Origin of the sequence: Ottowia beijingensis, from assembly GCF_042680925.1 — a bacterium.
GTDB classification, from domain to species: domain Bacteria; phylum Pseudomonadota; class Gammaproteobacteria; order Burkholderiales; family Burkholderiaceae_C; genus Ottowia; species Ottowia beijingensis.
The window spans coordinates 42,239-60,239 of the sequence record NZ_JBHUEP010000005.1 but is presented as its reverse complement, the minus strand read 5'-3'; the positions used below and the strand labels follow the sequence as shown (position 1 = coordinate 60,239).

Here is an 18,001-nt window from a genome sequence, read left to right as displayed (position 1 = left end):
TCCGGCCCGGCGGTTCACCGCTGACATCAGGACCTTTCCCATGAGCACTGCCCCCCTCTCCATGGCCGACCGCGACGGCAAGATCTGGCTCGACGGCCAGCTGGTCGACTGGCGCGACGCCAAGATCCACGTGCTGACGCACACGCTGCACTACGGCTGCGGCGCTTTCGAGGGGGTACGCGCCTACAACACGGTGAACGGCACCGCCATCTTCCGCCTGGAGGAGCACACGCAGCGCCTGTTCAACAGCGCCAAGATCCTGCGCATGCCGATGCCGTTCTCGCAGGAGCAGGTGAACGAGGCGCAGAAGGAAGTGGTGCGCGCGAACACGCTGGAGAGCTGCTACATCCGCCCGCTGGTGTGGATCGGCTCCGAGAAGCTCGGCGTCAGCCCCAAGGGCAACACCATCCACGTGATGGTCGCCGCCTGGGCCTGGGGCGCCTACCTGGGCGAAGAGGGCCTCAAGAAAGGCATCCGCGTCAAGACCAGCAGCTACACCCGCCACCACGTCAACATCACCATGACGCAGGCCAAGGCGGTGAGCAACTACAGCAACTCGATCCTGGCCAACATGGAGGCACTGGACGACGGCTACGACGAGGCCCTGCTGCTCGACTCGGCCGGCTTCGTGAGCGAAGGCGCGGGCGAGAACGTGTTCCTCGTCAAGGACGGCGTAATCTACACGCCCGACCTGTCGGCCGGTGCGCTGAACGGCATCACCCGCAACACGGTGCTGCACATCGCCAAGGACCTGGGTGTCGAGGTGGTGCAGAAACGCATCACGCGCGACGAGTGCTACATCGCCGACGAGATGTTCTTCACCGGCACGGCGGCCGAGGTGACGCCCATCCGCGAACTCGACCGCGTGCAGATCGGCGCCGGCCAGCGCGGCCCGGTGACCGAGAAGGTGCAGAACGCGTTCTTCGACATCGTGAACGGCAAGAACGCGACATACGCGCACTGGCTGGCCAAGGTCTGAAGGAGCACGCCATGACTGCGCCCCAAGCCGTCGAGCTGCTGGCCAAGGACCTGACCCCGGCCGGCGAAACCTTCTGCCCCAACCCCAAGGCCGGCATGGCGCTGTGGAACACGCACCCGCGCGTGTTCCTCAACCTGTCGCACGGCGGCGAAGCCAAGTGCCCGTACTGCGGCACCGTCTACCGCCTCAAGGCGGGCGAGGCGGTGGCGCACGGCCACTGAGCTGACCGGACCTTTTAAGCTAACGCGGCGTCACGGCGCGGCGCGGCCAGCGCCTGCGTCCACCGCTCCGAAGGCTCGGTCGACAGCCGCTGCCACACCAGCACCACGAACCACAGCGCCAGGCCGATCGAGGCGTCGCGCAGCGCCGAATTGGTGGCCAGCGCTACCAGCAGGGTGAGCAGCGCCACCACGCCCAGCCGTCCACTCAGGTCATGCCGCTGCCAGGCGCGCGGCAGGCCGGCCGCCACCATCAGCAGCAGCAGCAGCGCGCCCGGCACGCCCGCCTGCGCACCCATCCACAGGAAGTCGTTGTGCGGCATGTTCGAGACCGCCAGCGTGGCGTCCACGCGCTGGCGCCACTGGTCGTTCCAGGCACCGATGCCCCAGCCCGTCAGCGGGCGCTCGTGGATCATGTCCAGCGTCTTCTCGTACAGCCGGTAGCGGATGCCCCAGCTGCTGCCGATGCCCACCGCCTCGCCCTGGTGGGCGCTGACGATCTCGTCGACCCCCAGCACCAGCCGATCCTTGACGCCGGGCGTCAGCAGCCCGATCGACAGCGTCAGCGCCACGGCCACGGCCAGCGCCAACAGCTGGCGCTGGCGTTGCGCGCGCAGTTGGTGCAGCACGCCGGCAGCCGCCGCCACCAGCACGATCAGCCAGGCGGTGCGTGAATACAGCGTGGTCAGCAGCACCCCCAGCGCGCCCAGCGACAGGGCGATCGCCGCCACCCGCGCACGGCCCGTCAGCCACGGCGCCACCAGCAGCCCGCTGACGGCGGCCAGCGCCATCAGCACGGCGTTGGCCAGCGACTTGTTGCCGCCGTAGCGCACGATGCTGTCCCAGACCAGGCTGGGCGGCAGGCCCACCAGCAGGTGCAGCCCCACCAGCAGCAGGCTGACGACCAGGCCCAGAACGAAGCCGCGCACCGCCCACACGGCTTCCTCAGCCGTGAGTGCCAGCACCAGCCACAGCATCAGCACGATGCGCAGCGCGTGCAGGGCGTTGGAGGCGGTTTCTGCGTAGCGCGGGCCCAGCAGCAGGATCAGCCCGCCCCAGCCCAGAAACAGCAGGCTGGGCCACCAGTTGGGCTGCTGGCGCAGCTGTTCGAAGCGCGCACGCAGATCGCCTTGCCACAGCATGGCCGCCACCAGGGCGACAAAGGCGGTGTAGTTCAGGCCCACGGGCCAGAAAGTGGCAAACCCCCACAACAGGGCAGCCCAGCGAACCATGGGGAACTGCGGCATGGCGGGCAATTGTAGGTGGCGCGCCCGCGGGCCCAGGGCGGCGTGCGGGCCAAAAAAAACCGCCCGTGAGGGCGGTTTCCGGACCGGAGTCGTTTCTTGTTGTGTGTTTGGCGGCGCTTGCGCGCCGAGCCCATATGCAGCGTGACAGCTTCAAGATACAACTCTACACAGCACGCAACGCTGCGACACTCCCCTGTTCGCGGGAGTCCATGACACAAAACAAGAACAAAGTGTTCTTTCTTACGTTTTGTGACTGCTCAGGGGGTGCTCTTGACCACGGGCAAGCGCAACGTGAAGCGCGCGCCGCCGCCCGGGCGGTTGTCGCAATGGGCGCTGCCGCCGTGCCGCACCGCGATGGAGCGCACCAGCGCCAGGCCCAGACCGACGCCGCCGTCGCGCTCGCTGGCGCCGGGCAGGCGGTAGAAGGGCTCGAAGATGCGCTCGCGCTGCGCCTCAGGCACGCCGGGGCCGCGGTCGTCCACGTGCAGCTCGGCGTGGCCATCGGCCAGCGACAACCCGGCGCTGACCTGGCCGGCGCTGCCGTGGCGGGCGGCGTTCTCCAGCAGGTTGCGCACGGCCCGGCGCAGCAGCTTGGCCACGCCGGGCACGATGATGTCGCCGCTGCCGTCGGGCACCTCCAGCGCGGCGCCCACGCGGGCGCTTTCCTCGGCCACCAGGCCGATCAGGTCGACCGGCTCGACGGTGCCCATGTCGGCTTCGCGCGCGTCCAGCCGGCTGGCCAGCAGGATTTCGTCCACCAGCTGGTCCAGCTCGGCGATGTTGCGCTGGATCTCGGCGCGCGCAGTGGGCGAGCCCTGCGCGCCCACCAGCTCGATCGCCATGCGGATGCGCGCCAGCGGCGAGCGCAGCTCGTGCGAGGCGTTGGCCAGCAGCGACTTCTGCGACTGCAGCAGTGCGGCCTGCGACGCCATCAGGCTTTGCACGCGCTCGGCGGCGGCGTTGAAGCGGCGCGACAGGTCGGCCACCTCGTCGTGCCCGCCTTCGGGCAGGCGCACCGACAGGTCGCCCTCGCCCCAGCGCTGCACGCCGCGCTGCAGGCCTTCCAGCCGCTGCGTCAGCCGGCGCGCGACGGGGAACACGCCGATCATCACGCCCAGCCCCGCCAGCCCCAGCGTCCACCAGAAGCCGTAGGGCGGGCGCAGCCAGGCCAGCGGATGATCGCTGCCGCGGCGCGGGCGGCCGCCGGCCGCGGTGCGGTTGCGCGGCGGCATCTGCAGGGTCAGCACCTCGCCGTCTTCGAGGGTGACGACGAACTCGAAGCCCTGCCCCGGCACGCGGCGCGGTTGCGCCTCGGCGCTGCCGATGACGTCGCCCGCGGCGTTGCGCACCACCACCTCGCGCGGCGTGGGCGGCTGGCGGTCGCGCTGCTCCTCGGCCTGGTGCCAGGCCCAGCCGACCAGCAGGCTGAGCAGCGCCACGCTGCCGGCCACGGCGAGCCAGATGCGCAGGTACAGCTTGCGGGCGATGGGGTTGGCGGGTTTCACGGCGGGGCTCTGTGCGGGCGCTCAGCCGCGCGGCGCCCGGGCGGCGCGGGGGTTGAGCGGCATCATCACATCAAAAAACATAGCTGCTTGCGCTCGTCATTGCTTGATTTCAGGTTTTTTTCTCTTGGAATCCTTGTGTATCAAGCGCAATCCACTATCAATTCAATAACATCCGTCACCGTGCTCAATCCTGCTGCTTGGCGAAGACGTAGCCCACGCCGCGCACCGTCAGGATGCGCTTGGGGTTCTTCACGTCGGCCTCGATGGCGGCGCGGATGCGGCCCATGTGCACGTCGATCGAGCGGTCGAAGGCCTCCAGCTCGCGCCCGCGCACGGCCTCCATGATCTGGTCGCGCGTCAGCACGCGGCCGGCGCGCTCGGCCAGCGTCACCAGCAGGTCGAACTGGTAGCTTGTCAGCTCGGCCGGCTGGCCGCCCACGGTGACGACGCGCGCATCGCGGTCGATCTCCAGCGTGCCGAAGCGCAGCACCTGGGCCTCGGGCGCGGCGCCCGGCTGGTGGCGGCGCAGCACGGCACGGATGCGTGCCAGCAGCTCGCGCGGCTCGAACGGCTTGGGCAGGTAGTCGTCGGCGCCCAGCTCCAGGCCGACGATTCGGTCCATCGGGTCGCCCTTGGCGGTCAGCATCAGCACCGGCACGCGCGCCACCGGGCCGGGCAGCGCGCGAATGCGGCGGCACACCTCCAGGCCGTCGATGTCGGGCAGCATGAGGTCGAGGATCACCAGGTCGACCGCCTTGTCCTGCAGCGCCGCCAGGCCCGATTCGCCGTCGGCCATGTGCGTCACCGTGAAGCCGGATTGCGTCAGGTACTCGCCCACCATGGCGGCCAGGCGGGTGTCGTCTTCGATCATCAGCAGGTGGTGGGTGCTCATGGGCTCCTTTCAGCGGCCGGGCGCGCTGGCGCCGTCCAGCCGATCATGATGGGGCGCCGGTGCAGTGCGCGCTTGAACCGGGGGTAAAGATAGGTAAACCGCGCGCCGCTCGGCCCAGCAATCAACTATACAAAATATAGCTACCCGCGCCCGGCACACTTGCGCTCAGGCCGGTTTTGGCTTTGAACTTACCCGCTGCGCCCGCGCCGCCAGCGCCACCAGCACCAGCACCGGCAACCCCAGCAGCGCGGTGCTGGTGAAGAAGCCCGCGTAGCCGAAGGCGTTGACGTAGTCGCCCGAGAAGCCCGCCACGAACTTCGGCAGCATCAGCATCAGCGACGAGAACAGCGCGTACTGCGTGGCCGAGTAGCTGATGTTGGTCAGGCTGCTCAGATACCCCACGAACGCCGCCGAGGCAATGCCGCTGGCCAGGTTGTCGGCCGACACCACGGCAATCAGCGCCGACACGCTGTGACCATGGCCTGCCAGCCAGGCGAACAGCAGGTTGGTCAGCGCGCTCAGCACCGCGCCCAGCATCAGGATGCGCATCACGCCGAAGCGCAGCGACAGCGATCCGCCCACGAAGGCGCCCACCAGCGTCATGATGACGCCGTAGATCTTGGTCACCGCCGCCACCTCGTCCTTGGTGTAGCCCATGTCCACATAGAACGGGTTGGCCATGATGCCCATCACCACGTCGCTGATGCGGTACACCGCGATCAGCGCCAGGATCAGCGCCGCCTGCCACTTGTAGCGGCGGAAAAAGTCGGCAAACGGCGCCACCAGCGCGCTCTGCACCCACTCCTGCGCGCTGCGCGCCGCCGGCAGCGGCAACGGCGCCGGCTCGGGCGAGACCAGCACCGTCAGCACGCCCAGCGCCATGCTGGCAGCCATCACGAAGTACGCCACCTGCCAGGCGTGGTTGTCGTAACCCGCCGCGCCGCCCTGTGCCCGCGCGGCCAGCCACAGCACGCCGGCGCCGGCCCAGATCATGGCCAGGCGGTAACCCGTCTGGTAGGTGGCCGCCAGCGCGGGCTGCTGCTCGGTCGGGGCCGATTCGATGCGGTAGGCGTCCAGCGCGATGTCCTGCGTGGCCGAGGCAAAGGCTACCGCCAGCGCGCACCACACCACGGCCGTGAGCGACACGCGCGGATCGGCCAGCGCCATGCCCACCAGCCCCGCCGCCACGCCCAGCTGCGCCAGCAGCAGCCAGCTGCGCCGCCGGCCCAGCAGGCGCGTCAGCCCCGGCAGCGGCACACGGTCCACCAGCGGCGCCCAGGCCCACTTGAAGCCGTAGGCCAGCCCCACCCAGCTGAGGTAGCCGATGGTGCTGCGGTCGATGCCCGCCTCGCGCAGGCGGAACGACAGCGTGCCCAGCACCAGCAGCAGCGGCAGCCCGGCCGAAAAGCCCAGCGCCAGCATGCGCAGGCTGGCCGGCTGCAGGTAGACCTTGACCGTGTCGATCCACGACGGCTTGGGCGCCGCCGCGGTGGTGGCGGGATTGGCGCTGTCAGACAAGGCCTGCACCCGTTTGCGCCGCGCGCGCCATCCGGCCGGTGCCCGGCTGCGTTATCTTGACCATCCTCATCGGCCTCATTATTCACCCGCCATGTGCTGGATCTGCAACGCCAAGACTTCGCTCTCGCCCGCCCCCCGCCAGCCCGCGGGCCGTTCGATGTGGTCGCCGCGCCGCGCCTTCCTGCTGGCCGCCGGCAGCGCTGCGGCGGCGCCGGTGCTGGGGCAGGTGGACGTGGGGCGCTCGTCGTCGCTGCGCACCCTGGTGCCGGCCGAGGCCTTGGAACAGGCCTCGCAAAAGGAATACAGCGAGCTGATGGCCCAGGCCCGCGCCCAGCGCGCGCTGGGCCCCGACAACCACCCCCAGGTGCGCCGCCTGCGCAGCATTGCCAGCCGGCTGATCCCGCACACCGCGCAGTGGAACGACCGCGCCCGCGGCTGGCGCTGGGAGGTGAACCTCATCGGCAGCCAGCAGATCAACGCCTACTGCATGCCCGGCGGCAAGATCGCCTTCTTCAGCGGCATCCTCGACCAGCTGAAGCTGAGCGACCATGAAGTCGCCATGATCATGGGCCACGAAATGGCCCACGCGCTGCGCGAGCACGCGCGCGAACGCATCGCCAAGACACAGGCCACCGGGCTGGGGCTGTCGGTGGCGGCCTCATTGTTCGGGCTGGGGCAGCTGGGCGAGCTGGGCGCCAACATCGGCACCCAGCTGCTGAGCCTTAAATACAGCCGCGACGACGAGACCGAGGCCGACCTGGTGGGCCTGGAGGTGGCCGCGCGCGGCGCCTACGACCCCGATGCCAGCGTCAGCCTGTGGAACAAGATGATGGCCGCCAGCAAGCGCCAGGGCGGCACCAGCTTCCTCAGCAGCCACCCCAGCGGACCCGACCGCATCCGCCAGCTGCAGGCCAACATCCCGCGTGTGGAAGGGTTGTACCGGCAGGCGCAGCGTACGCAACCCGCCGCCAGCCCCGCGCTGGCGCGCCAACCTGTCGGCACGCCCACGGGCACGCCGCGCTACGACACACCCATCGGCCGCGCCATCGACGCGCGCTGAACCGGCCCCGACCATTCCCTGGCGGCCCACGGGCCGCTTTCTTTTTTGGCCAGGACGCCATCCGCGTTAGTAGCGACTGAAAGGCGCAGCCGGCACAATGGGTTCTTCACCCCTTTCACCCCTACAGGGTATGACGCCGCCGCCCCCGCCCTCCGACACTGTCCATCTCAACGCTTTGACCGACGAGGCGCTGGCATGGGGCTTGCCCCGTCGGCAGAAGGTGGTGCTGGTGATGGACCTGGTGGAATCCGTGCGCCTGATGGCGGCCAACGAGGCCGCCGTCGTGCAGCGCTGGCACGCCTTCGTGCAGCATGCGCGTGCCCAGGTGCTCCCCGCGCGCCATGGCCGCCACGTCAAGAGCCTGGGCGACGGCCTGCTGGCCGAGTTCGATTCGGCGCCCGAGGCGGTGCAGGCCGCGCACGAGTTGCACCATTACTTCGACGACAGTAACCGCAGCCTGCCGCCCGATCAGCAGTTCCACCTGCGCGCCGGCCTGAACGCGGCGCAGATCTACGTCGACGCCATCGACATCTACGGCTCTGGCGTCAACCTGGCGGCCCGCGTCGCCAGCCTGGCCGGGCCGGGCGAGACCACCGTGACGGCCGAAGTGCACGATCTGCTGACCGCTGGGCTGGACGCCGATCTGGAAGACTTGGGTGAGTGCTACCTCAAGCACATCGCCCAGCCAGTGCGCGTGTGGCGGGTTGGGCCCGTCGGGCCCGCGCCCGTGATTCAGCAAGGTGATGCCACGCCGCAGGATTTGCGGCCGACCATCGCCGTCATCCCCTTCGCCGCACAGGGCGGCGAGGCAGGCCACGAAATGCTGGGCGAGGCGCTCGCCGACGAGGTGATCGCGGCGCTGTCGCGTACGTCCGAACTGCACGTGATCTCGCGTCTGTCAACCACTGTGTTTGGCCAGCGCACCCAGCCCATCGCCGACATCCGGCACCACTTGGGCGCCAACTACGTCCTGTCGGGCACCTGCCGGTCCAGCCAGACGCAAGTGGCTTTGTTTGTCGAACTCACCGACACGCGCAGCGGCTTGGTGGTCTGGGCCGAGCAATTGCGCGGACAGGTGCAAGGCATCTTTCTGGACGACGACGACTTGATCGCTCGGCTGGTCGCCGGGATTACCTCGTCCGTCATGTCGTCCGAGCTGGAGCGTGGCCGCACGCAGGCCTTGCCCACACTGGAAAGCCACACCCTGCTGCTGAGTGCGGTGTCGCTGATGCACCGGCTGTCGCGTGCGGACTTCGAGCGCGCCAAGGCCATGCTCGACCATCTGGCCGAACGCATGCCGCGTCACCCGCTGCCGCATGCGTCGCTGGCGCAGTGGCACGTGCTGAAGGTGCAGCAAGGCTGGGCCACGGACCGCCAATTGCAGGCACGTCTGGCGCTGGACAGCACCCGACGCGCCCTGGACATCCGACCCGACTGCGCGGCCGCCATGACAGCTGAGGGATTCGTTCACGTCAACCTGCTGCGTGATCCGGACGCCGGCATGCAAAGCTATGAACAGGCCTTACAGATCAATCCCAACGATTCGGTGGCGTGGCTGCTCAAGGGCACGCTGCACGCGTTCCGCGACGAAGGTGCTGCGGCGGTGGCCGACACGGGCCGCGCACTCAATCTGTCGCCGCTGGACCCGCTGAAGTATTTCTACGACTCACTGGCGGCCACTGCGGCCCTGGCCGCGCAGGACTACAAGCTTGCCCACACCTTGGCACTGCGCTCGTTGCGCGCCAATCGCACGCACACATCGACGCTGCGGGCATTGATCGTGGCTCAAGCCATGTTGGGCGACACCGTGGCCGCCCGTGAGACGGTGGCGCAACTGCACCAGCTGGAACCGGACTTCAGCGTGAGCAGTTTCCTGGCCAAGTCTGCGAGCAACATGTCCGAACTCGGACAGCGCTGTGCACAGGCTTTTCGACTGGTCGGCGTGTCGGAGTGATCAACGCAATGGAGGCAGCACCATGAGTCAGATGGGCGGGATCGGGGGAATTGGCGGAATCGGTGGTATCGGAGGGATCGGTGGCATCGGGGGGATTGGGGGTATCGGAGGCATTGGCGGAATCGGAGGGATCGGTGGCATCGCCAGCGTGTCCGCGCTGGTGGACCCTGCCAACCCGTTGCTTTCCACGGCCAAGAATCTCAGCCGAGCGGCCTTGGCGGGGCCGTTTCAGCCGCCACCGAACCCGCCGATGCTGCCCGCACTGGATCAACCCGATGCCCTAACGCGCTGGGATCCTGCGCCGCGGCTGCAGGCCTGCGTGCTCGACCTGCTGTCCGGCATGGATGTCGCCAAGGATGCCTCGAATGCCGAGCGCATGCACGTGGCCTTCGTCGACCTTGCCACCACCGCGCGGGTCGAGTTGGTGTCGCTGACGCGGCCGACGCCGGCGATCTTCCAGCAGCAGACCAGTCTGGTCGCCAATTACGCCGAACTGCGCGGAGACCGGCAGGCCGAAGTCCTGACCCAGATGCCCAACCAGAACGAGTTCTGGGGCGGCGTCATCGGCCTCAGCGGCGAGCGTCACAAGTGGACGCTGCAACTGGCGGCCCTGCTCATGACCCTCGTCAACGCGGTGGAGATGCGGCTCAAGCATGCGTTCGCCTGCCCACGCCCCGTCGAGCAGTCACCGCAGGTGCAACCACTGATCCCGACGCCCGGACACGCCAGCTGGCCCAGCGGGCATGCGACCGAGATTTACGCCACGGTCGAACTGCTCAAGATGCTGCTGCCCGCACGGCTGATGACACCGCTGATGCAGGCGCAACTCGACCGCCTGGCGGCGCGCGTGGCGGTCAACCGCACGGTGGCCGGCGTGCATTACCCGGTGGACAGCGCTGCCGGCCGGCTGCTTGGCACGGCACTGGGTCGGTTCTTCGCCGCGCGCTGCGGCAGCGCCGTGACGCCCACTGCAACCGACGCCCAGGCCACGGTGGACCATTGGGGTTTCGACGGTCCGGCCTTCGTCGGGCCGGGCGGCGCGATGCTCGACTTCGACCCGCGCGTGTCCCTGGTCAACGGGGCGCCCTATTACCGCCACACCGCGAGTGCCACCGCCATTGCTTTCTCGCCCATGCTGCACCTGGTCTGGAGCAAGACGCTGGAAGAGTGGGCATGAACTGGACGCCGCTGCCCAGGGGCACGTTCACCGGCATCGACTGGGCACGGGACGGCGCCATCGACGGGGCCGACCCCTACCTGGCCTGGGCCGAAGCGACAGGCTTCGAGAGCTACGGGCGCCGTGTGGACGAGCGTGGCCCCATCCAGCACCTTTGGTTGCCCGTGGCGCTGGAGTTGGAAGAAGGCCGTGGTGTGGCGGACCTGCTGGCGGTGCCGGGCGCTGCCGCCTGGCTGCGCATACCGCGCGTCTACCATGGCGGGCCGTTCTCGGCCGGTACGGCGGTGCCGGCTTCGGTGCGCTTCTGCAGCGCACGCGTGCGGCGCGAGTTCTTCCGGCAATTGGGCCCGCGCGGGCGCCTGCATGGTCTGGTTCGGCGTGTCGAGCTGGGCTTGCCGGTGCGTGATGCGGTCAACTACGAAACCATGGCCGTCCTCGCACCTGGCCGTCGACTTGGCGCTGGCGAGGCGCCGCCCCCGGTGGCAGCCAACCGGGTATTCGGCCTGATTGACGACGGCCTGGCGCTCGCGCATGCGCATTTTCTCGATGCGGCAGAGTGCAGCCGCGTGGCCTATTTCTGGCGCCAGGATGGCTTGGGCCGGGGCGTACGGCCCAAGGCGCTCGGCTACGGGCGCGAGCTCGGCGCGGCGCAGATCGACAACGCCATGAATGCCGTGCGCGATGCCAGCGGTGCGGTGGATGAGGATGCCGTCTACACGGCACTGGGCCTGTCCAGGCTGGGCAAGCCGTGGCCGGCGGGGCGCGTGCCGTATCACGCCCTCGACACGGCAATCAGCCACGGCACACATGTCATGGACCTGGCGGCCGGCCCCTGGGACGTGCTCGCCCGCCTGTCCAACCCACCGTCCGACCTTGACGCGCCGCCCAACTGGCACCGCCTGCAGGACCCGGCCAGCCAGGCACCCATCGTCGCGGTGCAGCTCGACTACCGCACCGTGCAGGACACGTCGGGCGGGTCGATGAACGTGCACGTGCTGGACGCGCTGATGTACATCCTGGCGCGCTGTCAGCCAAGCGCCGAGGTCGTGGTCAACATCAGCTTTGGCGCGCTGGCGGGACCACACGATGGCAGTTCGCTGCTGGAAGCGGCCATGGACGACCTGGTGCAGCGCTGCGCCGGCCGGCTGCAGATCGTGCTGGCTGCCGGCAACAGCTACCAGTCGCGCACGCACGCCAACCTGACATTGCAGGCGGGGGAAAGCCACAGCCTGCGCTGGCTGGTGCCACCGGATGACACGACACCAAGCTTTCTTGAGCTCTGGCTTCCCGAGGGCGCCTCTGCGGTGCAGCTTCAACTCACGCCACCCGGCCACCCTCCACTGCCGCCATTCGTGCCAGGCCAATCTGGCGCGTGGCTGCAGGACAAGCTGCTGCGCTGCGCCATGATCTATCCGCGCCGCTCTGCCAGCGGCGCCAACGGCACCTGCGCGCTGCTGGCACTGCAGCCCACCACCGCTTTCGAGCCCGCCGTCGCGACGGCGCCCAGCGGGGTGTGGGAGATCACCCTCACGCAGCAGGGTGGCGGTGCGGTCACGATCGACGCCTATGTGGAGCGCGACGACATCACCATCGGCACGCGCACTGGTGCGCGCCAGTCACGCTTCGAGGACGAGAGTTACGACACCAGCGGCAACCCGTGGGCGTTCGTCGACGATCCGGCCAACCCAAGTCCGATCCGGCGCAGTGGCAATTTCAGCGACATCGCCACCGGCGGCCGCACCGTGTCTGTTGGCGGCATACGTGCGCGCGACGGCAGTTGGGCGCGCTACAGCCCGCGCTGGCCCGACCCGGACGCCGCGCGCGCGGCGCGGCCCGGCGTCAGCAGCATTCCAGATGAGCAGGCGTACAGTGACGAATGCGCCGCGGTGGAAGGCTGGAGCGCTGCCGGCACGCGCAGCGCCAGCACCGTGCGGCTGCGCGGCACCAGCGCCGCCGCGCCGCAGGTCGCGCGGCGCTTGTTCAATCGGCTGTCAGCCCACGCCGCAGCCCCGGCCGCCCCACCACCGGCTACCACCGCGCCGGCAGCGCCTTCAGCAGCACCAGCCGCCGCTCGCGCAGCGCCACGTAGCCGCCGATCTCCAGGTCCTTCAGCAGGCGGCTGACCATCTCGCGCGAGCAGGCCAGGTGGCTGGCGATCTGCTGGTGCGTCAAACGCTCGCGCAGCAGGCGGTGGCCCTCTGCGTCGGGCGGCTCGGCCAGGCGGTGCAGCAGGCTGGTGAGGCGGCCGTACACGTCGATCAGCGCCACGCTGCGCGCGTTCTCGGTGGCCAGGCGGGCGCGGCGGATCAGGCGCGACATCAACTCCAGCGCGAAGTCGGGGTGGTCGGCGATGTAGGCCAGCAGGTCGTCGCGCGTGATGACGGCGCACACGGTGGCCTCGGCCGCCTCGACGCTGGCCGAGCGCGGGCCGCCGTCGAGCGACATTTCGCCCACGTATTCGCCGGGGCCGTACAGGCCCAGGGTCAGTTCCTTGCCGCTGGCGTCGGCCACGAAGGCGCGCAGGCGGCCCGAGCGCACGATGTACAGCGTGTCGCCACGGTCGCCTTCCTGGATGATGAGCGTGCCGCGCCGGTAATGGCGTTCGGCGCCCCGATGCGCCAGCGCCTCGACGTGGGCCGAGGCGCTGTCTGCCGCTGGCAGGCTGTGGGGGGGTGAGCGAAGACCGTCAGGCGCGGGGGGCATGCCCCATCATACGAACTGGAACCCCGCGGCGGCTGACCGCCGCGGCGCGCACCCTTCGCTGCGCAGCGCGGGCACCACGGGCGGCAAGGCCAGCACGCGCTGCACCAGCTGGCGGATGCCGTTGGCGCCGGTCTTGTCGCGCAGCGAACGCACCTGCGTGCGCACGGTGGATTCGGCCACGCCGTGCTGCACGGCAATCTCGTCCACGTCGCGGCCATCGCACAGCGCGCGCAGCACCGATTCCTCGGTGGGTGTCAGGCTGTGCTCGCGGGCGAACATCTGCAGCGCCAGGTTGTCGCCCACGCGCTGGCGCGCCATGACCAGCAGCACGCTGCCGCAGGATTCTTCCACCGCGTGCGACAGCGGGATCACGGCCACGGGCAGCGTGTGCTCGCCGTGCGTGAGGTACAGCAGGCGCCGGCGCCCCTGCAGCGCACCGTGCACGGCCGACATCAGTTGCTGGCCGAGGGTGGCGGTGCGGCCGGTGATGGTCTCGCCGATGGCGCCGTCGAGCAGCCGGCCGCGCGCCAGCTCATGCCGCGCCAGGTGGTTGGCGTGCTGGATCTTGCCTTGCTCATCGACCAGCACCAGCCCGTAGTCGATCTCGTCCAGCAGCCGCAGCAAGAAGCCGGGCGGCAGGTCGTCGGCCTTTTCGGTCGTGACGGGTTGGTGGGTCTCCTCCCTGATGGTGGCGACAGCTTCCATGTGTTCCTCCATGTCGTTGCTTTGCGTGAGGGCCAGTCTAGGAACGCGCTGCCGCCAGGGCCAGTAACTGGCTAACACCTGGTTTGTGATCTATTCACCTTTTGCTTGCCGCGCCGGGGATCGTGCGATACGCCCTTGCCTTGCAGCGTCGGCGCGACACGTCAGCCGCCGCGCACGAACGGGTTGTGCCGGCGCTCTTCGCCGAAGGTGCTTTCAGGGCCATGGCCGGGGATGAACACCGTGTCGTCGCCCATGGGCCACAGGCGTTCGCGGATGCTGGCGATGAGCTGCGCGTGGTTGCCGCCCGGAAAGTCGGTGCGGCCGATGCTGCCGGCGAACAGCACGTCGCCCACGAAGGCGCGCTGCGCCTCGGGCGAATGAAACACCACGTGGCCCGGCGTGTGACCGGGGCAGTGGCGCACGGCCAGCACGCAATCGCCCACCTGCACCGTGTCGCCATCCTGCAGCCAGCGCGTGGGCGTGAAGCCGGCCACCTGCGGAAAGCCGAACATGCGGCCCTGTTCGGCGATGCCGTCGATCCAGAACTGGTCGCCCGGGTGCGGGCCGATGATGGGCAGGCTCAGCCGCGCGCTCAGCTCGGCCGTGCCACCGGCGTGGTCGATGTGGGCGTGGGTGAGCCAGATCTGCTTCAGGTCGACGCCCAGCTGTTGCACCGCCGCCTCGATGCGCGGCAAGTCGCCACCGGGGTCGATGACGGCGGCCTGCTTCGTGGCATCGCACCAGACGATGGAGCAGTTCTGCGCGAACGGGGTGACGGGGATGGTGTGGTAGCGGAAGGTAGTGGTCACGAGGTCGAAAACGGAAGCTGACAATCTGCGCCTATTGTGCGCAAGCTGCAGGCGCCCTGCCGCTCGCCCTGCCGGGCGCGCGGCGCAACGGACCGGCCTTGGACGCCGATGCGCAGGCGCTGGCATGGCACGCGATGGCAGCGTGCGCCTTGGCGCACGTAGGCAGAGCCACCATATACTCCCCATATAGATAGCCTGCAGCGCCCGTCAATCAAGCGCCGGAGACATATACTCCCACAATCAACGACATGGCGCACGCTGCGCCATGCCCCGCGAACGGGCCGCCCTCAGACCGCGCCGCGATCGCGCTGGGCGCGCTCCCACGCGGCGCGGGCCGCCGGGCTGGCCTCGGGCCAGGTCAGGCGCGATTCACCGCGGTAGATATCCCAGTCGCGCGCCAGGTCGGCCTCGTACTCGTCGAACGGGCGGCCGCGGTACTTCTCGGCCAGCGTGCTGCCCATGCCCACGCCGTAGGCCGGCGCGTAGTCGTCGTAGGTGTAGCCGTCGCGGTAGTAGGGCTCGCTCACGTAGCGGTCGCGCCAGTAGGCGTCTTCCACCGTAGGATCGATGGCTTCGGCCGTGGCCTTGCCGGCCAGGCCGCCGGCCACCGCGCCGATCACGGCCCCCAGCGCCGTGCCCAGCGGGCCCACCACGCTGCCGATGGCCGCGCCGGTGGCGCCGCCCGCGGCAGCGCCCACGCCGGTACCCACGGGGTGGGCGCCCGGTGCGCCGGTCAGGGGATCTCGGTTTGCGTCGTTCGTCATGGTCTGAATCCTTTGAAGTCTGTGCATCTGCCAACGAGATGCTGGAATCAGGTTAGGGCACGCGCCGGCCCGAGGCTGTAGGACAGGCGTTGCCGCCCACGTCGGCCGATGTGTTTGAACGCGGTGCATAGCGGCCGGATGGGCCACGCTTGTGGATGCGTGCTTGCCCGCGATGCGGCACTTGCGGCGACGGATGCGCTGGCATCGCGGGCCAGCCCGCTCCACAGCAGGTCAGGGGCACGCCACCGTGCGCCGCAAAACAGCCTTCAGACGACCCGCATGGCGTAGTCGATGGTGATCGGCGCGTGGTCGCTGAACTTCTGGTCCTTGTAGATCGCCGCCGTGCGCGCGGCCTCGGCGATGGCGGGGGTGGCCAGGTGGTAGTCCAGCCGCCAGCCCACGTTCTTGGCGTAGGCCTGGCCGCGGTTGCTCCACCACGTGTACGACTCACCCGTCGCCTCTGGGTGCAGGCGGCGGTACACGTCGACCAGGTTCAGTTCGTCGATGACCTTGGTGACCCAGGCGCGCTCTTCGGGCAGAAAGCCGCTGTTCTTCTGGTTGCTCTTCCAGTTCTTCAGGTCGATTTCCTGGTGCGCCACGTTCACGTCGCCGCACAGCACGAACTCGCGCTCGGCCTTCAGGCGGTGCAGCACGGGGTAGAACTCGGCCAGGAAGCGGTACTTGGCCTCCTGCCGCTCGGGGCCGGACGAGCCGCTGGGAAAGTAGCAGCTGATGACGGAGAACTTGCGCGAGGGCGTGTCAAACCGCGTCTCCAGGTAGCGGCCCTCCTCGTCGAACTCGGGCGAGCCGTAGCCGGCGATCACCTCGCTGGGCTCATGCCGCGTGTAGATGCCCACGCCCGAATAGCCCTTCTTGGCCGTGGCCAGGTGAAAGTGGCCGCGCATGCCGGCCAGGATCTCGAAGCGGCCTTCGATGTCAGGCATCTGGGCCTTGATCTCCTGCACGCAAATACAATCCGGCGCGTGTTGCTCCAGCCAGGCTTCCACGCCCTTGGTGGCGGCAGAGCGGATGCCATTGAGGTTGAGGCTGGTGAGCTTGAACAAAGGGGTATCTCCAATGAACGGACCACAGGCGGCCAGCGGCGAGCGCGACCAGCTGGCGCAGGATTTCGTGCAATTCGCCATCGAAAGCGGCGTGCTGCGCTTCGGCGAATTCAAGACCAAGGCGGGGCGCATGAGCCCCTATTTCTTCAACGCCGGCCTGTTCGACGACGGGGCCAAGCTGGGCCGGCTGGCGCAATTCTATGCCCGCGCCCTGCTGGCCTCGGGCATCGAGTTCGACGTACTCTTCGGCCCGGCCTACAAGGGCATTCCGCTGGGCGCGGCGGTGGCGGTGGAACTGGCGCGCCTGGGCGTGAACAAGCCCTTTGCCTACAACCGCAAGGAGGCCAAGGACCACGGCGAAGGCGGCACGCTGGTGGGCGCGCCGCTGAAAGGCCGCGTGCTGATCGTGGACGACGTGATCTCGGCCGGCACCGCGGTGCGCGAGTCGATCGCGCTGATCCAGGCCGCCGGCGCCACGCCGCACGCGGTGGCGATCGCGCTGGATCGTCAGGAGAAAGCAACCGAGAACGGCGAAGATGTTTCCTGGTCGGCCGTGCAATATGTCCGCGATACGCTGGGTTTGCAGGTGTGCGCCATCGCCAACCTGGCCCAGTTATTGCAGCACCTGTCCAAGACTGACAATTTTTGTACTCATTTTGAAGCCGTGTCGGCCTACCGGGCCCGGTACGGCGTTGATTGAAGGCAATGATCTTTTCCGCTCGTCGATTCGTGGTGAATGCGCTGCCGGCCATCGGCCTGGCGGCCGCTGTGCTGGGTGGGGCGCCGGCGTGGGCGCAGGCCGGCAAGCAGGGTGCCGCGGGCGGCATCTATACCTGCATCGACGCGCACGGCCGCCGGCTGACGTCGGACCGTCCCATCCTGTCCTGCATCGACCGCGAGCAGCGCGAGCTGAACAGCAGCGGTACCACGCGCCGCGTCATCCCGCCGACGCTGACCGCCGCCGAGCGCGAGGCGCGCGAAGCCCGCGAGCGCGAGCTTGCCATCGAGCGCCAGCGCGCGCAGAACATCATCCGGCGTGATCAGGCGCTGATCACCCGCTACCCCGACAAGGCCGCCCACGACGCGGGGCGTGCGGAAGCTTTGTCGCAGACGCAGATCGTGGTCGACGCCGCCGAGGCGCGCCTTGCCGAGCTGGCCAAGGAACGCAAGGCGCTGGACGATGAGATGGAGTTCTACAGGAAGGACCCGTCGAAGGCGCCCGCCAAGGTGCGCCGCGGCATCGAGGACAACGCCCAGGCCGTGGAGGCGCAGCGCCGCGCCATCGCCGGCCAGCAGGACGAGCGCAACCGCATCAACGCGCGCTTCGACGAGGAAGCCGCGCGCCTGCAGCAGCTGTGGCAAGCCCGGGCCGACCATGCGGCCGGCAGCGCCAAGCGCTGATTTCA

At 69.1% G+C, this 18,001-nt stretch carries 17 protein-coding genes; 8 read left to right on the top strand and 9 right to left on the bottom strand.

Annotated features, from left to right (window positions below; all coding sequences use genetic code 11):
- Positions 1–40: 40 nt before the first annotated feature.
- Complete coding sequence (locus tag ACFSCU_RS03670; protein ID WP_377559939.1) at positions 41–979, top strand: branched-chain amino acid transaminase; 939 nt, start codon at positions 41–43, stop codon at positions 977–979.
- A gap of 11 nt (positions 980–990) precedes the next feature.
- Positions 991–1,200, top strand: coding sequence for a zinc-finger domain-containing protein (locus ACFSCU_RS03665; protein WP_180550582.1), 210 nt, complete (start codon positions 991–993; stop codon positions 1,198–1,200).
- A 14-nt stretch (positions 1,201–1,214) separates the two neighbouring features.
- On the opposite strand, the gene ACFSCU_RS03660 is transcribed toward ACFSCU_RS03665, so the two are convergent.
- The 4 genes from ACFSCU_RS03660 to ACFSCU_RS03645 all read right to left on the bottom strand — a co-directional run bounded on the left by ACFSCU_RS03660 (position 1,215) and on the right by ACFSCU_RS03645 (position 6,359).
- Positions 1,215–2,444 (bottom strand): O-antigen ligase family protein, encoded by a 1,230-nt coding sequence (locus tag ACFSCU_RS03660; protein WP_377559938.1) that lies wholly within the window; start codon positions 2,442–2,444, stop codon positions 1,215–1,217.
- A gap of 257 nt (positions 2,445–2,701) precedes the next feature.
- Positions 2,702–3,949, bottom strand: coding sequence for a sensor histidine kinase (locus tag ACFSCU_RS03655; RefSeq protein WP_377559937.1), 1,248 nt, complete (start codon positions 3,947–3,949; stop codon positions 2,702–2,704).
- Positions 3,950–4,133: 184 nt separating this feature from the next.
- Positions 4,134–4,841: a response regulator gene (locus tag ACFSCU_RS03650; RefSeq protein ID WP_180550579.1), complete on the bottom strand. Its 708-nt coding sequence runs from the start codon at positions 4,839–4,841 to the stop codon at positions 4,134–4,136.
- A gap of 165 nt (positions 4,842–5,006) precedes the next feature.
- The gene (locus tag ACFSCU_RS03645; protein WP_180550578.1) at positions 5,007–6,359 is read right to left on the bottom strand and encodes an AmpG family muropeptide MFS transporter; all 1,353 of its coding nucleotides are present in this window, start codon (positions 6,357–6,359) and stop codon (positions 5,007–5,009) included.
- A 91-nt stretch (positions 6,360–6,450) separates the two neighbouring features.
- Between ACFSCU_RS03645 and ACFSCU_RS03640 the strand changes: the two genes are divergently transcribed.
- From ACFSCU_RS03640 to ACFSCU_RS03625, 4 genes are all read left to right on the top strand, one after another.
- The gene (locus ACFSCU_RS03640) at positions 6,451–7,419 is read left to right on the top strand and encodes a M48 family metallopeptidase (RefSeq protein ID WP_377559936.1); all 969 of its coding nucleotides are present in this window, start codon (positions 6,451–6,453) and stop codon (positions 7,417–7,419) included.
- Between the two features lie 130 nt (positions 7,420–7,549).
- Complete coding sequence (locus tag ACFSCU_RS03635) at positions 7,550–9,373, top strand: adenylate/guanylate cyclase domain-containing protein (RefSeq protein ID WP_377559934.1); 1,824 nt, start codon at positions 7,550–7,552, stop codon at positions 9,371–9,373.
- A gap of 22 nt (positions 9,374–9,395) precedes the next feature.
- Positions 9,396–10,550, top strand: a complete 1,155-nt coding sequence (locus ACFSCU_RS03630) for a phosphatase PAP2 family protein (protein WP_377559933.1) — start codon at positions 9,396–9,398, stop codon at positions 10,548–10,550.
- A complete protein-coding gene (locus ACFSCU_RS03625; RefSeq protein ID WP_377559932.1) occupies positions 10,547–12,673 on the top strand; it encodes a S8/S53 family peptidase in 2,127 nt (708 codons plus the stop codon). The genes ACFSCU_RS03630 and ACFSCU_RS03625 overlap by 4 nt, the downstream gene beginning before the upstream one ends.
- On the opposite strand, the gene ACFSCU_RS03620 is transcribed toward ACFSCU_RS03625, so the two are convergent.
- The 5 genes from ACFSCU_RS03620 to ACFSCU_RS03600 all read right to left on the bottom strand — a co-directional run bounded on the left by ACFSCU_RS03620 (position 12,579) and on the right by ACFSCU_RS03600 (position 16,595).
- Positions 12,579–13,253: a Crp/Fnr family transcriptional regulator gene (locus tag ACFSCU_RS03620; RefSeq protein WP_333705270.1), complete on the bottom strand. Its 675-nt coding sequence runs from the start codon at positions 13,251–13,253 to the stop codon at positions 12,579–12,581. The genes ACFSCU_RS03625 and ACFSCU_RS03620 overlap by 95 nt on opposite strands.
- A 6-nt stretch (positions 13,254–13,259) precedes the next feature.
- Entirely contained in the window at positions 13,260–13,958 is a 699-nt protein-coding gene (locus tag ACFSCU_RS03615) for a helix-turn-helix transcriptional regulator (RefSeq protein WP_377559931.1), read from the bottom strand.
- Between the two features lie 161 nt (positions 13,959–14,119).
- Positions 14,120–14,767: an MBL fold metallo-hydrolase gene (locus ACFSCU_RS03610; RefSeq protein WP_308645839.1), complete on the bottom strand. Its 648-nt coding sequence runs from the start codon at positions 14,765–14,767 to the stop codon at positions 14,120–14,122.
- Between the two features lie 287 nt (positions 14,768–15,054).
- Complete coding sequence (locus tag ACFSCU_RS03605; protein WP_180550569.1) at positions 15,055–15,531, bottom strand: glycine zipper domain-containing protein; 477 nt, start codon at positions 15,529–15,531, stop codon at positions 15,055–15,057.
- A gap of 266 nt (positions 15,532–15,797) precedes the next feature.
- Complete coding sequence (locus ACFSCU_RS03600; RefSeq protein WP_180550568.1) at positions 15,798–16,595, bottom strand: exodeoxyribonuclease III; 798 nt, start codon at positions 16,593–16,595, stop codon at positions 15,798–15,800.
- A 13-nt stretch (positions 16,596–16,608) separates the two neighbouring features.
- Between ACFSCU_RS03600 and pyrE the strand changes: the two genes are divergently transcribed.
- On the top strand, positions 16,609–17,295 hold the full coding sequence (pyrE, locus tag ACFSCU_RS03595; RefSeq protein WP_180550567.1) for an orotate phosphoribosyltransferase: 687 nt from the start codon (positions 16,609–16,611) through the stop codon (positions 17,293–17,295).
- A gap of 5 nt (positions 17,296–17,300) precedes the next feature.
- Complete coding sequence (locus ACFSCU_RS03590; RefSeq protein ID WP_180550566.1) at positions 17,301–17,996, top strand: DUF4124 domain-containing protein; 696 nt, start codon at positions 17,301–17,303, stop codon at positions 17,994–17,996.
- Positions 17,997–18,001: the final 5 nt, after the last annotated feature.